Origin of the sequence: Metallosphaera sedula DSM 5348 (assembly GCF_000016605.1) — an archaeon.
Lineage (GTDB): Archaea > Thermoproteota > Thermoprotei_A > Sulfolobales > Sulfolobaceae > Metallosphaera > Metallosphaera sedula.
Map to the genome: position 1 here is coordinate 1,215,445 of NC_009440.1, position 13,030 is coordinate 1,228,474.

At 48.6% G+C, this 13,030-nt stretch carries 17 protein-coding genes; 10 read left to right on the top strand and 7 right to left on the bottom strand.

What is annotated here, in order from left to right; translation table 11 throughout:
- Nucleotides 1-156: 156 nt before the first annotated feature.
- Together MSED_RS06280 and MSED_RS06285 are read left to right on the top strand one after the other, a co-directional pair.
- Nucleotides 157-984 (top strand): MBL fold metallo-hydrolase, encoded by an 828-nt coding sequence (locus MSED_RS06280; RefSeq protein WP_012021184.1) that lies wholly within the window; start codon nt 157-159, stop codon nt 982-984.
- 31 nt (nt 985-1,015) lie between these two features.
- Nucleotides 1,016-1,708: a class I SAM-dependent methyltransferase gene (locus MSED_RS06285; protein WP_012021185.1), complete on the top strand. Its 693-nt coding sequence runs from the start codon at nt 1,016-1,018 to the stop codon at nt 1,706-1,708.
- 14 nt (nt 1,709-1,722) lie between these two features.
- Here MSED_RS06285 and MSED_RS06290 read toward each other — a convergent pair whose 3' ends face one another.
- Together MSED_RS06290 and MSED_RS06295 are read right to left on the bottom strand one after the other, a co-directional pair.
- Nucleotides 1,723-2,352 (bottom strand): DUF981 family protein, encoded by a 630-nt coding sequence (locus MSED_RS06290; RefSeq protein WP_012021186.1) that lies wholly within the window; start codon nt 2,350-2,352, stop codon nt 1,723-1,725.
- A gap of 183 nt (nt 2,353-2,535) precedes the next feature.
- Complete coding sequence (locus MSED_RS06295) at nt 2,536-2,967, bottom strand: cation-binding protein (protein WP_012021187.1); 432 nt, start codon at nt 2,965-2,967, stop codon at nt 2,536-2,538.
- On the opposite strand from MSED_RS06295, the gene MSED_RS12505 reads away from it, so the two are divergent.
- Both MSED_RS12505 and MSED_RS12510 read left to right on the top strand, forming a co-directional pair.
- Complete coding sequence (locus MSED_RS12505; protein ID WP_256464102.1) at nt 2,956-3,528, top strand: apurinic/apyrimidinic endonuclease family protein; 573 nt, start codon at nt 2,956-2,958, stop codon at nt 3,526-3,528. The genes MSED_RS06295 and MSED_RS12505 overlap by 12 nt on opposite strands.
- Complete coding sequence (locus MSED_RS12510) at nt 3,525-3,935, top strand: apurinic/apyrimidinic endonuclease family protein (RefSeq protein WP_256464103.1); 411 nt, start codon at nt 3,525-3,527, stop codon at nt 3,933-3,935. The genes MSED_RS12505 and MSED_RS12510 overlap by 4 nt, the downstream gene beginning before the upstream one ends.
- Before the next feature lie 14 nt (nt 3,936-3,949).
- Here the strand turns inward: MSED_RS12510 and merA are convergent, their stop codons facing one another.
- From merA to MSED_RS06310, 3 genes are all read right to left on the bottom strand, one after another.
- Entirely contained in the window at nt 3,950-5,296 is a 1,347-nt protein-coding gene (merA, locus tag MSED_RS06305; RefSeq protein WP_012021188.1) for a mercury(II) reductase, read from the bottom strand.
- A 9-nt stretch (nt 5,297-5,305) separates the two neighbouring features.
- Nucleotides 5,306-5,479: a TRASH domain-containing protein gene (locus MSED_RS12005; protein ID WP_012021189.1), complete on the bottom strand. Its 174-nt coding sequence runs from the start codon at nt 5,477-5,479 to the stop codon at nt 5,306-5,308.
- Between the two features lie 107 nt (nt 5,480-5,586).
- Nucleotides 5,587-7,176 carry a B12-binding domain-containing radical SAM protein gene (locus MSED_RS06310; protein WP_048060076.1) on the bottom strand — a complete coding sequence of 530 codons (1,590 nt, stop codon included), beginning with the start codon at nt 7,174-7,176 and terminating at the stop codon, nt 5,587-5,589.
- 328 nt (nt 7,177-7,504) lie between these two features.
- Here MSED_RS06310 and MSED_RS06315 point away from each other — a divergent pair, with 328 nt between their 5' ends.
- Complete coding sequence (locus MSED_RS06315; RefSeq protein ID WP_012021191.1) at nt 7,505-8,029, top strand: hypothetical protein; 525 nt, start codon at nt 7,505-7,507, stop codon at nt 8,027-8,029.
- On the opposite strand, the gene MSED_RS06320 is transcribed toward MSED_RS06315, so the two are convergent.
- Both MSED_RS06320 and MSED_RS06325 read right to left on the bottom strand, forming a co-directional pair.
- Nucleotides 8,026-8,424, bottom strand: a complete 399-nt coding sequence (locus MSED_RS06320; RefSeq protein WP_012021192.1) for a PIN domain-containing protein — start codon at nt 8,422-8,424, stop codon at nt 8,026-8,028. The two genes, MSED_RS06315 and MSED_RS06320, sit on opposite strands and share 4 nt — an antisense overlap.
- Entirely contained in the window at nt 8,396-8,638 is a 243-nt protein-coding gene (locus tag MSED_RS06325) for a hypothetical protein (protein WP_012021193.1), read from the bottom strand. Before MSED_RS06325 ends, MSED_RS06320 begins: the two co-directional genes overlap by 29 nt.
- Before the next feature lie 159 nt (nt 8,639-8,797).
- On the opposite strand from MSED_RS06325, the gene MSED_RS06330 reads away from it, so the two are divergent.
- From MSED_RS06330 to MSED_RS06350, 5 genes are all read left to right on the top strand, one after another.
- Nucleotides 8,798-9,244, top strand: coding sequence for a hypothetical protein (locus MSED_RS06330; RefSeq protein WP_012021194.1), 447 nt, complete (start codon nt 8,798-8,800; stop codon nt 9,242-9,244).
- A 106-nt stretch (nt 9,245-9,350) separates the two neighbouring features.
- Nucleotides 9,351-11,144, top strand: a complete 1,794-nt coding sequence (locus MSED_RS06335) for an FAD-binding protein (RefSeq protein ID WP_048060312.1) — start codon at nt 9,351-9,353, stop codon at nt 11,142-11,144.
- A gap of 2 nt (nt 11,145-11,146) precedes the next feature.
- Entirely contained in the window at nt 11,147-12,310 is a 1,164-nt protein-coding gene (locus MSED_RS06340; protein ID WP_012021196.1) for an NAD(P)/FAD-dependent oxidoreductase, read from the top strand.
- Entirely contained in the window at nt 12,310-12,597 is a 288-nt protein-coding gene (locus MSED_RS06345; RefSeq protein WP_012021197.1) for a ferredoxin family protein, read from the top strand. The genes MSED_RS06340 and MSED_RS06345 overlap by 1 nt, the downstream gene beginning before the upstream one ends.
- Before the next feature lie 40 nt (nt 12,598-12,637).
- Nucleotides 12,638-13,027, top strand: a complete 390-nt coding sequence (locus MSED_RS06350; protein ID WP_048060313.1) for a CBS domain-containing protein — start codon at nt 12,638-12,640, stop codon at nt 13,025-13,027.
- Nucleotides 13,028-13,030 lie beyond the last annotated feature (3 nt).

Below are 13,030 nucleotides of genomic sequence, written 5' to 3' on the forward strand. Positions count from 1 at the left end.
AGTCAGGAGATGAGCAACCCAAAACCTGTGAAAACGTGTATTTCAATCTCTCGGGGGCAGGTCTCCAAGATTTCTCGAACGCGGTGGACGACCCTTGACCCTCTCTTTAGCTCCCCGGTTAAAGAAGTTTCATAACCCGGCGTGAATACTATACTCATGGAACTCAAAATCACGGTTCTGAGTGACAACTTCTCCTCAACGGTGATACCTCCCCTTCTCGGGGAGTGGGGCTTCTCAGCCCTCGTGGAGTACCAAGGGGTCAAGGTCCTGTTCGACGTTGGCAACTCTGGGATTCCAGTCCTGCACAACGCGTCCCTCCTGGGATTGGACCTAACGCAGGTAGATTACGTTGTCCTAAGCCACGGACATAGGGACCACACTGGCGGGCTTGGTAACCCCAAGCTACTCAAGAAACTCAGGGGGAAGATGGTTATTGCTCATCCCGGCGTATTTGAGCGGAAACTACTCAACTGGTCTGGGAAATTGCAGGACATCTCTATTCCCCTCACTAGGGAGGAGATGGAGAAGGAGTTCTCACTAGTCCTCACCAAGAGTCCCCTCGAGTTCGTTGACGGGCTGGTGTTCAGCGGAGAGGTGAAGAGGTTTGGTTTCCCGCAGTATACGGGAGGCCTTTTCAGGATTGACGGGGGAGTTACCCAGGATAACATGGAGGATGATGCATCACTCTACATCAAGACGGGACAAGGAGCCGTTGCCGTCACAGGTTGCGGTCATGCGGGAGTCCTAAACATAGTAAGGGATCTCAAGGAGAAGGTCAAGCCTGAGGAGATTCAGGCCGTCCTAGGAGGTTTTCATCTCCTTTCCTCTCCACGGGAACATGTGGAGGAGGTGTTCTCAAGCCTGCTCAAGGAGAGCAAGAGAATAGGGCCAGCTCACTGTAGCGGGAACTTGGTGAAATCCCTAGCCCAGAACCAGAAGGTATTCGTGGACATGGGAGTGGGGAAGACCTTCAAGTTAACGTGAAACGTTTAAATCCTCAAGTGATACTCTAGCCATGCAGGAAATTAAGGCTACTGACGACGAGCTCAAGAGAATTTACGAGGATATACCTTCCAGTTACGATAGGGCAAACAGGTTCATCTCCTTCAATCAAGACGTTAGATGGAGAGCCAATCTAGTTAAGACTGCATTGAAGTTCTGTCCCAATCCAGGGTCAGTCCTCGATGTCGCATCAGGTAAGGGAGAGCTCACATACGTTCTTAGGAAGTTCACCCAAGCCTACTCAGTGATGGTGGATTACTCAGAAAACATGTTGAGGCACTCCCTGGTGGAGGGAGATAGGATTCAGGGCTCTTTTGACGCGCTCCCCTTCAGGGATAATTCCTTTGACCTTGTGATGAGTAGTTTCGCGCTTCACGCCTCAGACAACGTTGAAGCGGTGGTGAGGGAGATGGAGAGAGTCTCTCGTCATGTTCTAGCGTTCATTGCCATGGGGAAGCCCGATTCCGTGTGGAAAAGGGCTTACGTTGGATTTTATCTTCATTACGTGATGCCATACATTGCCGCGTTGGGTGGAGCCAAGGCCAGCGATTACAGGTACATCTACTATATTTTCAGGAGGTTGTACACTAACTCGTACTACAGGCAACTGTTCTCTAGACTGCTGAACCTTAGGGTTTACAGGGAGTTAGCACTCAACCTGTTCTACTTTGTTGTGGGAGAGAAAAGGGGAGAAGACGAGAGCTAAAATAAAAAAGAGTATCAAGGCGCATGGGCCAGGTGTGCCGGGATCGTCTCAATTCCGATTACTGCCCCTAGTATTCCTGCCACTATTACAGCTAACCAGAACAACACGAAAACCACAATCCAAGCACCAATTGGCGGATCCTTGTTTTCAACTGCCTGAGACCTTAACCTATCAAGTATCACTGTCACGGGATAACCTAGAATTCCTGCAATACCATACGCAACGTAAAGTCCCAACAACGCCAGTGGTTCCTCTGTCAACCCTAGCCTATAGCCTACAACTCCGTAGTATATTGTGATTAGACCAACGAAGAGGGCAAATATCCCCGTAGTCTGAAGCCTCTTCTCCATGTAAACGGCAATAGAGTAGGAGAGGATTATTATACCCATTAGGAGGTAAACGTCGTAGAAAAGAATATTGTAACTGCCCGGTAAGGTCCATGTAAACTCTCCCCAAAGAGCCATAATCGTGATGACAACTCCTAGGACGCCGGCAGGAATGATAGAGTCATCGAGACTTCTCTTTATGGCACTATATCCCTCCCTCCTGAAGCCTAGATAGGCCTGAATTGTTGTGTAAGCTATGAGAACCGAGACCAAGGGTAAGGTGAATAACATTAAGGCCAAATCATCTATAAACGCCATTTTAATCACCATGTTACCTTTGATTTTCAAGATTTTAAATATGGCATATTGATTTATATTTTGTTTATAATTTCTAACTACGTTATCCGCAATTTATGTTAATTAATACTTTAACTAAATGGGAAAACTACAATTATGTTCAATTGTGGATTGATGTGGATGCCAAGCAGATACGGTATGTCGTCAAGACTCTACCCTCATTCCCGTAATCCTAGTGTAGTCCGGGTACCGTTTAATCTCCTCCAGAATCTTATTCCAGGAATCTAGGTCAACTGGCATGATGAAAAGTTCCCTTTCCTCATTGAGGTTATGATCGAGGACAATCTTCACATACCTCTGAATCCAGTCCTTTCTTCCCTGGGAAATGGAGTTGGTACCATACTTGTCTATGAGTAGGTGATCATTGCTGAAAGGCTTCGCCTTGTCCCCAAACGAGGGAAAGACATATTTGTCCTCTATTATGGCGTGCCACTTTACCACGAAGTTATGCGTCTCCCTGAGAAGAGATAGGCCAAGTTCAGGATCTCGATCTAGTATCTCCATGGCTATGGAGAACCTCAACCTGATCACCGCGTGCTCAAACCTCAGGAGATCCAAGGCGTTATGAACGAACATGATATTATTTCAAGACTCAAGGTAAAGAATCTTGATGTAAACTCCGCACTAAAACTAAAATTTAAGCTAAGGACCGCAGTCAATTTCGTGAAGATAGGATACGTGTCCACCAACTACTCCCTGGACTGTAGGGCTGACGCAACGTTCAGGTTGAAGAGCTTGACTGAGACAAAGGTCTTGGAGACTGCCTCCTCAAACCTCAACTGTCTCAAGAGGATTCTAGCGTGGAATGTGGAACACGGAATCCTCTTCTTCAGGATAAGCTCGAATACCATCCCCTTCGCGTCCCACCCCAAGAACACGACGAACTGGAGGGATGAGCTGAGAGACTTGCTTAAGGAAATTGGGTCTTACGTGAGAAATAACGGAATAAGGGTCTCCATGCATCCTGGACAATACACAGTAATAAACTCTGAAAGAAGGGAGATTATTGAGGCAAGCATTAAGGAGCTGGAGTACCATGCAGATCTCCTAGACCTCATGGGGGAGTCGAGGGGTATATTCAGATACACGTTGGAGGCAGGTCCGGTGGGAAGGAAAGGGGTATCGAGAGGTTCGTGAGGGGCTTCTCTCTTCTTCCAGAAAGCGTTGCGAAGAGGCTTGCCGTGGAGAACGATGACAAGATATATACACTCCGGGATTGCCTCTTACTGCACAGGGAACTTGGAGTTCCCGTAGTATTTGACAACCTCCATCACCAGGTTAACGGTAGCGGGGAGACCCTATCGGAGGCCTTCTCCCTCGCTAAGGACACGTGGAGAGGAACCCCGATGACTGACTATAGTTCTCAGGAACCTGGCCAGATGCCAGGGGTTCACGCCAATACTCTAGATGAAAACGACTTCAGAGAGTACATTGGGGAAATATCCAGGATTGGAGACGCAGAAATCATGTTGGAGATAAGGGACAAAGAGAGAAGCGCGCTTAGGGCAGTTGAGATTCTCAAGGCTGTTAACCTGCTCGGTTAGCTATTGGCATTCAGTCACACACAACAGCTTAACCTACTCACGTCAGACCTAAATGCCAGTGCAACTAACCTGAGGGATTCGGCGATTGTTGGAAACATGTGCACTGTATCTATGAGGTCGTGCACCGTGGCCCCAAACCTTATCGCAAGAGCAGCTTCACCGATCATCTCCGCGACGTTCTCTCCGACGGCATGAACTCCAACGATCCTCCCGTTCATGGTTACCATCTTGACGAAACCCAGTCTAGAGTTGATGATCTCAGCCTTTGCCACTGAGCTCATGGGAAGAACCCTTGCCTCAACTTCACCTTCCTTAGCTCTAGCTTCAGCCTCCGTGAGACCAACCCTCGCAAGGTTGGGCTGAGTAAAGATGACCTGAGGGACCGCGTTCTCGTCCACTCTTTTGTGCGAACCTGTTAACGCGTTCTCTGTGGCAATTGAACCTTGCCTACCTGCTAGGGCCTCCAACATTTTACCTCCCAAGACGTCCCCTGCCGCGTATATGTGTGGGTTGTCAGTCCTCAGTTCGTCGTCCACCTTAATTCCTCCCCTCTCATTTAGGCGAACACCAGCATTCTCAAGTCCTAGGTCAACGTTGGGCTTCCTCCCCGTGGCCAGGAGTATCTCGTCAGCCTCAACTTCGCCCTTGTCCGTTATCACGATCTTTCCTGCCCCTTTCCTGACCTCCTTGACGTTCACACCTGTGACTACAGCAACTCCGTCATTTTCCATGATCCTCCTTGCCTCTACTGAGGCCTCAGGCTCCCAGTCTGGGATCAGTACGGGACTCCTCTGAAGGATTGCGACCTCAACCTTCATCCTAGAGTACATCTGTGCGAACTCGAGGGCCAGGGCCCTTCCACCTATCACTGCAAGGGAGTCAATTCTCCTGTCCGGGGACAGGGCCTCTCTGTTGGTCCAGAACCCAACCTTGTCCAGGCCAGGTATCCTTGGGATTAGGGGAGATGACCCAGTTGCAATCACGAATTTCTCGGCCTCAATTACCTGGCCATTCACCTTTACCGCGTGGGGAGAGATGAACCTGGCCTCGCCCTGAATCAGTTCCACGTCATAGTATGAGAGGAGGTCTTCATACTTCGTCTTCCTCATCTCCTGAACTAGACCATCTTTCTCCTGAAAGGAACTGAAGGGCGGATATACCTCGCTTCCCGTGACCTCCCTAGCTTTCTTGTAGATTTCTGCGATGTATAACATCCTCTTAGAAGGGACACAGCCTACGTTAACGCAAGTTCCTCCTATTTCCCCCTTCCCTATTAGAACAGGTTTAACTCCCAACTCGTTGGCCTTAATCATTGCAGCAAATCCGGCCGCCCCATACCCGATTATGGCCAGCTTATGCATTTCCCTTCACTAACAACAATGCTGGTCCTTCTGAAACGCGTCAGCGCAGTGGGAACAACAGAAGTAGTGGACCTGCCCGCCTATTCTCCTGGTGTAAAGATTTTCAGGAGTGAGGGGTTTACCACAAGTCTCGCACTTTTCACCGGTTGATGCTTCAGGGTTAATTCTAAGATTTAGCTTCATAACCTCTGGTCACCCTCATCTTTAATAAACATTTCTATATCTGAACAGTTGTTCATCTATCATTAAATACCGAGCATACTAATCCTTTCGCTTTAATCGTTGCCTCCTTAATCTATGGAAAAGTACTTGTTCCTCTTGTCCTCGGTCTCACTGTACACTATAACCTTACTAGAGGCTATAAGTTCCTGCAATTTCTCGTCTGGAGGAAGAGATTCCTGCCTCATTAGCCTAGCCGTCTTGATTAATCCCACGGGAAGGCTCACGACTATTTCCTTCATGTAATGTCCCAGTTTTCCGGCGAAATACTTCTCGGCCCTCCTCAACAATTCCATTTTCCTCTCAGGAACCTTATCGCGCACGAACTTGCTCCTTATCCACTTCCTCACGTAGAAGGTGTAATTACCGTAATATTGAAGGAACTGGACAAGTAGGGGGTTACTCTTTGTTTTCATAACTGGAAGCAGGATATCGTAGTAGTCCCAATTTAGGGTGAACAGCCTCTTCTCCTTAAGCGCCTTAACGAAAACCCTGGTCCCAGGTAGTGGAGTGTATATGCTGAACTGAACGCTATCAGCCCCAAGATCGGATAGCCTGTAGGCAAACCTTATGGTCTTCATCATTTTCTTGAAGGTATCGTAGGGTGCACCGAGTATTAGGCCTATTAGGACTACTACCCCATTCTCATGAAGAACCTTGACTGCCTTCTCCGCCAAAGACGTAACTGTTCCCTTATGAAGTTTCTTCAGGGTCTCGTCGTCCCCTGATTCCACCCCTAGGAAAGCTATTCTTAGCCCAGCATCTGAGGCCTTTTTAATCACCTCTGGGTTCTTCGCAGTAATGTCAACCCTCATTTGGGCTATGAAGTTGGTACTTAATCCCATCTCCATCATCTGGTCGAAGAGCTTCATCCTGTCCTTTATGTTGGGCTGAACCACGAAGATGTCATCCGTGAAGAACACCCAGCTGTAACCTAGTCTTTTTATCTCCGAGAGTTCCTTGAGTATCCTCTCATTGGACTTGTTTCTCCACGAGTTCCCCCAGGTAGGGGTTACGGAACAGAACTCACAGGCGTAGGGACATCCCCTACTGGTCTCCATACAGGCTACTGTCTCGTTCCTACCAAATACATCAAAGGTGTACTTTTCCCTATCCACTAGGTCGAAGGCCGGCATGGGAAGCTTATCTAAACTTTTTATGAGTGGCCTGGGCGGTGTCCTCTTAATGTTCCCTTCCTTATCCCTGTATACTATTCCCTTCACCTTACCCAAGTCATCGTTGTTCTCGAGCACGTTAACCAACTCCATCATAATCTCATCGCCCTCCCCCATCACTACAACGTCGAAGTTACTTCTCAGCATCTCCTCAGGGACGAACGTAGCGTGATGACCTCCAGCCAGGGTAATTACGTCAGGCTTCATCTCCTTTACTCCCTTGGCTATGGACGCAGACACGTTATGGGCAGCGGTGGCGTGGAGTGTTAGCCCAACAATATCTGGATTAAATCTAACGGTGTCGTTGATCACGTCTTGGATGGACATCTGATCAGCCTCCATGTCTATGATCTTGATCTCATGATTCCCCGTCGCCCTCACATCGCCAGCTAGTTGTAGCAAACCTAGGGGAACGGGGAGGAATCCAAAGGATCTGAGATATCCACTCCCAGTTGGATTACTGGGGCGTATGAAAACGACTTTCATATATTGTTTCATGATCTTATAATTAAATACTTTAGTATCTGCTATAGAATAAGCACGTGAAGCTTTGTGACGCAGATAATTGACTTGTTCAAGATCAGATCCTTAATGCTCACTCTTTGTTTGTATGATAGTGAGATAGCTCGATTAACATCCTGTTATGAATGCTAGGAAAAGCAGATCGTTTTCTTGGTCTTGATCCTACCATTCCATAGAGAGTTACGCGAATCTTCCCTTCAAGAAACAACTCTAATCCCGTTTCTAAAAAATTATTATAATTATAAATAGAAGATATAAGTGAAAGTTTTTATACTAAAATGCGATTATTTACATGATACCCTTGATCGAGAACTTTGAGTTCACGGTTAACGTTCCCAGAGAGACGGTGATGTCACGGTTTACCAATCCCTTCTTTTTCGTGGGGAGTTTAGGACACGTGGCTATCCTTGAGCTTTATGACGAATCATCCCAAAACTTCGTCATGCCGTCTCAGGCCACCTCCCCAAACTTTACCAAGTTTCACGTAGCTTACCTGTTCGGAGCTGGGAAGGCTTGGATAAAGATCGGGAACGGAGTGAAAACTAAGGAGGGATTTCTAGAGGGACCGATATACTCACCTCTGGGGATTTCCTATAGGGGCGAATTACTGGATCATGAAACGAAGTTTGAGATGGATATCTCCGTGAACAAGATGAACGCGGGAAGCTTAGTCAAGATCATGGTAAATATCACGTCCAGTTCCAATTTCTGGCTCAAAGCCTCAGGTTTCAATTTCTCTGAGTTCATGGAACATATGATAAAGGGGCACGTGGTTCCCATTATGAGCGGATATCCTGTGTCCAAGAGCATGTGCTAGATCGTCTCAACCCCAAACCTAGTACACAGGTTGATCACGTCAGAATCATAACTTAGGACTGGGAGTTTCAGTCTCTTGGCAACAGCGACGAGAAGATGATCATTTATCTCCCTCATGTTGAGGTGAAGGCCTAGAGCTATCTTGAAGTCTCTTCTTGTTACCCTTGCAATCACCGAGTTCCTGAGTATCTCCTCTACCTTCCCCTTCACTATTTCCTGGTCCATCTTAAGTTTCACCGAGGTAACCAGGATAAATTCCACGAGAATGTTTGGGAGGAGCACCACTGCGTCCAACTTGTTCAACCTCTCCCTGGCATCCATGTGAAAGGGCGAGTTCTCGACTAGATCGTAAACAAGGACGTTGGTATCAACTACCGCTATATGCGTCCTCTGCAAGCCTATCTATCTCCTCAGGCGTAAGATTCTCGGCTCCCTCAACTTTCACGGAGATTTTCATCTCAACCTTTTTCCTTCTACCTTCAGCTAACTGTTTCCTCAGCAATTCATTCAACACGTCTGAGATATGCCTGGTATTTCCGTACTCCTTAAGGGAGAGTCTTACGAGCTCCCTGTAAATGTTTTCGTCTAGACGAACCAATGTCTTTCTCATGTCTGAATATCTAGCTATCTAAATATTAAACTATCCTATATTTTCTCTCTCCGAGTTCAACAGATCCTCTAATGCGTGACTTCGAATTAAGCAACTACCTGACATGTCACGGTAATCTGAGTCCTGAACCCTTTTATTCTGACTTGAGTATGTAGCCTAATGGAAGAGAAAGAACGTGTTCTCTCCGACCTCAGGGAGCTTAGGGTGAAGAGCGAGGACCTTTTTAGATACCTTCAGAGCGACGATAAGGATATCAAACATGAGGCGTGGGTGACCGCAGAGAAATTGATAAGGAGCGGAAAGCTTGAGTTACAACCACTCCTATGTTTCCCAGATCATGGAACTAGGTATAGGGTATGGAACTTGATTCCCGATCTCTCCAACGTGAAGAGGGAGGTCATCATATCGGGAATACCCTGTTTCCTGGAATTGCTCCAGGACAAGGACGTGAACGTGAGGAGATTGTCCTGGTATGTGACCTTACCTAAGCTTCTAAGTTACGTGAACCTAGCTGACGTGAAGATGTTGACTGATTACTGCAGGGAAGTTGCCACAGGGGAGTGGAAAGACCTACTGGACGAGACCTGTCGCGAGATACAAGACTGAAGACGGTCATTTTATACAACAATTCCTGTTAAAACATCTATCATCATGTTCATTACAATTGATGGTGAATTTATATACGTGAGTATCGTAATTAATGATGAAAAACATGGTAAGAATTATCGTCTCCATCAAACAGGTCCCAGATGCTGATGATCTTAGGGTTGATCCAGTAACCAACACCCTTGTGAGGGAAGGAGTTCCTGCGGTGGTTAATCCCCCAGATCTTCACGCCATAGAGGAGGCAGTGAGACTCAAGGAAAAGTATGGGGGTAAGGTCACGGTAATCACCATGGGACCTCCCCAGGGAGAACAGGCCCTTCGAGACGCCCTTGCCATGGGAGCAGATGATGCCTACCTTATCACTGACAGGGCAATGGCTGGTGCGGATACCTGGGCCACGTCATACACCCTGTTCAAGGCCATACAGAAGCTTGGAGGAGCCGATCTCTACCTCTTTGGAAGAAGGGCAGTGGACGGCGAAACGGAGCAAGTGGGTCCTCAAACTGCGAAGTGGCTTGGAATACCAGTCCTGGGTTACGTTAAGGAGGTGAAGGAACTGGATGAGAGGCACGTGGTCGCGGTGAAGGCAACCGAAGTTGAGGAGGTTACGATGGAGGCTCCCATCCCTGCAGTTCTCACAATTATGGACACAGCGAACAAGCCCAGGGAACCTGACATAAACTCCTTGATTAGGGCCAAGACCACCAAGATAGTCAAGCTCTCGAAGGATGACATTGGGGCGGAACCAAACAAGATTGGGCTTGCGGGCTCTCCCACAAAGGTGATCAAGGTTCATCCTCCACCTAAGACGAGAAATCCTGAGATAAAGAAGGCGAGTGAACCAGGAGCCATAGACTGGTTGGTGGAGAAGATAAGGGAGTCCCTCAAGGATGACTCCTCGGGTACGGAACAATACGTGAAACCACAACCCAAGGTAAAGGTGCAGGGGGAGGTGTGGGTTTACGTGGATCATGTGGGCGGTAACCCGAACCCGGCGTCATTCGAGATCATGGCTGAGGCAAGGAGAATTGCAGATTTAATGTCAACGAAGCTTGGGGCCGTCGTCGTGGGAGAGAACGTAGAGTCCCTGGCGGAACTCTCCTTTAAACATGGGGCTGATAAGGTGTATCACGCCGTAACCAAGGGTTTCAACTACTATGATAACGACGTCTTCACCCAGGCACTCTCCCGTCTCATTCAGAAATACAAGCCAGAGGCGGTCATGTTCCCAGGGACAAGGAACGCGAGGGAGCTTGCGTCCACCACAGCGATCACAGTTAACACGGGGTTAATAGCTGACTGCACGAGTTTTGAGGTTGATGATAAGGGGGTCCTGAACTCCACCAGACCTGACTTTGGAGGAAAGGAGATGTCCACCATAATATGTCCCACCTCGAGACCAGTGATGGTCACGGTTAGACCTGGAGTGTTTAGGCCAATCAGACTGGAGCAGAAGGGGGAGATAGTGAGGGAGGAGATAGAGGACCTCTTCACAAGGTTCAGGGTCCTAGAGAGAAAGGCTCTGGAGAGGAGAAATGTGCTGGCTGAGGCTGAGGTGGTTGTGGGCGTTGGAAGGGGGATCAGGGATCCCTCCAACATAAAGATGATTGAGGAATTGGCGTCGAAACTGGGTGGGGTAGTGGGAGTGACCAAACCCCTCGCCGACTCTGGCTGGTACCCCAAGGAAAGGCAAGTGGGACAGACAGGCGTAACCATAAGGCCCAAGCTTTACGTCGCCGTGGGAATTTCGGGAGCAGTTCAACACCTCGTGGGCATCTCGGGCGCTAAGAAGGTCATAGCCATAAACAACGATCCCGATGCACAGATCTTCAACAACTCTGATTACGGCCTTGTTGGGGACCTGTTTGAGATAATACCAGAACTCATCAGGAGGTTGTGAGGATGTACGACGTAATAGTTGTTGGTGCGGGGCCTGCGGGGAGCGCAGCTGCGCTCAAGGCTGCGAGTTTGGGGGCCAAGACCCTGGTACTGGAGAGGGGATCTGAACCGGGAGCGAAGAACGTATCTGGGGCGATGGTCAGGGTTGACGACCTAAAGGTGTTTGATGTCAAGAGTATTCCTGTGGAAAGGGAGGTCAAGAGAGTCAGACTTGTAATGGGTAACAGTGGGGAGGTCCAGCTGGAGATAAGGCCAAGGGAGAGGTTAATAAACGTGGGCAGGCTTAAGCTAGATAAGTGGATGGCCTCGCAAGCCGAGGGTGCAGGGGCACTGGTCCTGACCAAGACCACTGCCCTGAAACTTGGACCTGAGGGAGTTATCACGGATAGGGGAGAGGTTCAGGGGAAAACCATAATCCTGGCAGAGGGTGCCAACGCACTCGTGTCCATGGGGGCAGGCCTAAGGAGAGACCTAACCCCCGAGGAAACCGTTCAGACGGTGAAGGAGGTGTATTCCCTAAACAAGGACGAGGTAAACAAGAGGCTAGGTCTGTCCAGTGATCAGGAGGGGTTATCCGTGAGATATCTGTTTCAGGACCCCGTACCTGGGGCAGGATTCCTTTATACGTACAAGGACTCGATCGCCTTTGGCATAGGAGTTCACATGACCTCCCTCATCTCCCACAAGATTAGACCGCAGGACGTCCTTGAGGAGGTTAAGAGAACCCTTGGGATTCAGGAACTGGTGAAGGGCTTCTCGCTTAGGGAGTACTCTGCCAAGATTATCCCAGAGAACGGTTTCCCCGCATGGAGGCCCTGCCACGGGAACGTCTTCCTAGCTGGAGACGCCCTGGGTCTGGTCAATCCGATCACCTTTAACGGTATTGGTCCTGCAGTAATTTCAGGAGCACTCGCGGGAGAGTACGCGGTCAAGGGAGAATGTCATGGATATGAGAGGGCTCTCCTAGGAGACAGGATCGTGTCCCAGTCAGTTAAGCTGAGACCTCTGGTAAAGGAGCTCCTTCGAGAGGAGAACATGAGGTCGTATATCTCCATGGCGACCGAGCTATCCTCGTCCTGGGTCTCAGGCGAGCTTTCCCCTGACCCAGTCAAGAGGAACTCGTGGAGACTGTTTAAACATGCATTACTACTCATGGGTGCTCTATAATGAGAGTCGAGGAGAAACTTTACACCCTTAGGTACAAGAGGGACGAAGAACCGCATCTGAGGATAAGGGACCAGGCACAATGTGCCAAGTGTGAACAGGAGTATGGAACTCCGCAACCCTGCATATCAGTCTGCCCTGCCAACGTTTACACGTGGGACGGACATAAGCTTGTGCTATCCTACGAGAACTGCGTAGAGTGCGGTGCCTGCAGGATTGCGTGTCCCTTCCACAACATAGCCTGGAGTTACCCAAGGTATGGCCTTGGAATGTCCCTCAGGTACGGGTAAGTCAAAGTTTTTTAAGTAGTAGTTATTATAATATATGATAATGAATGTTGGACAATTAGTTGTAAAAAAGATGGTTTCACTACCCATTACCTCGTCTATTAGGGAAGTTGCTCAGGTCATGAGGGAAAACGACGTTAGCTCGGTTGTACTCACTAACGAGAGGGGAGAGATCGTGGCCATAGTCACGGAGAGGGATATAACCAGGGCTGTTGCGGACGGGCTTGACTACTCAACTCCTGCAGGAAAGATTGGAAAGGGGCCAGTGATTTCTGTGGACAGGGACTTGCCCCTGTTTGAGGCCCTCGAGTTAATGGGTGAGAAGAAGATTCGCCATCTCCTAGTGAAGGACAAGGACCAACCCTTGGGGATTGTGTCCTTAAGGGAAATAGCTAACACGATCTCGCTGATGAACTTCGCAGATTCATACTAGTTC

Bases quoted from the DNA above. Each gene is read 5' to 3' on its own strand.
- MSED_RS06280 (WP_012021184.1), top strand. From the start codon at position 157: ATGGAACTCAAAATCACGGTTCTGAGTGACAACTTCTCCTCAACGGTG.
- MSED_RS06285 (WP_012021185.1), top strand. From the start codon at position 1,016: ATGCAGGAAATTAAGGCTACTGACGACGAGCTCAAGAGAATTTACGAG.
- MSED_RS06290 (WP_012021186.1), bottom strand. From the start codon at position 2,352: ATGGCGTTTATAGATGATTTGGCCTTAATGTTATTCACCTTACCCTTG.
- MSED_RS12505 (WP_256464102.1), top strand. From the start codon at position 2,956: ATGAACGAACATGATATTATTTCAAGACTCAAGGTAAAGAATCTTGAT.
- MSED_RS06295 (WP_012021187.1), bottom strand. From the start codon at position 2,967: ATGTTCGTTCATAACGCCTTGGATCTCCTGAGGTTTGAGCACGCGGTG.
- merA (WP_012021188.1), bottom strand. From the start codon at position 5,296: ATGCATAAGCTGGCCATAATCGGGTATGGGGCGGCCGGATTTGCTGCA.
- MSED_RS12005 (WP_012021189.1), bottom strand. From the start codon at position 5,479: ATGAAGCTAAATCTTAGAATTAACCCTGAAGCATCAACCGGTGAAAAG.
- MSED_RS06310 (WP_048060076.1), bottom strand. From the start codon at position 7,176: ATGAAAGTCGTTTTCATACGCCCCAGTAATCCAACTGGGAGTGGATAT.
- MSED_RS06315 (WP_012021191.1), top strand. From the start codon at position 7,505: ATGATACCCTTGATCGAGAACTTTGAGTTCACGGTTAACGTTCCCAGA.
- MSED_RS06325 (WP_012021193.1), bottom strand. From the start codon at position 8,638: ATGAGAAAGACATTGGTTCGTCTAGACGAAAACATTTACAGGGAGCTC.
- MSED_RS06330 (WP_012021194.1), top strand. From the start codon at position 8,798: ATGGAAGAGAAAGAACGTGTTCTCTCCGACCTCAGGGAGCTTAGGGTG.
- MSED_RS06335 (WP_048060312.1), top strand. From the start codon at position 9,351: ATGGTAAGAATTATCGTCTCCATCAAACAGGTCCCAGATGCTGATGAT.
- MSED_RS06340 (WP_012021196.1), top strand. From the start codon at position 11,147: ATGTACGACGTAATAGTTGTTGGTGCGGGGCCTGCGGGGAGCGCAGCT.
- MSED_RS06345 (WP_012021197.1), top strand. From the start codon at position 12,310: ATGAGAGTCGAGGAGAAACTTTACACCCTTAGGTACAAGAGGGACGAA.
- MSED_RS06350 (WP_048060313.1), top strand. From the start codon at position 12,638: ATGAATGTTGGACAATTAGTTGTAAAAAAGATGGTTTCACTACCCATT.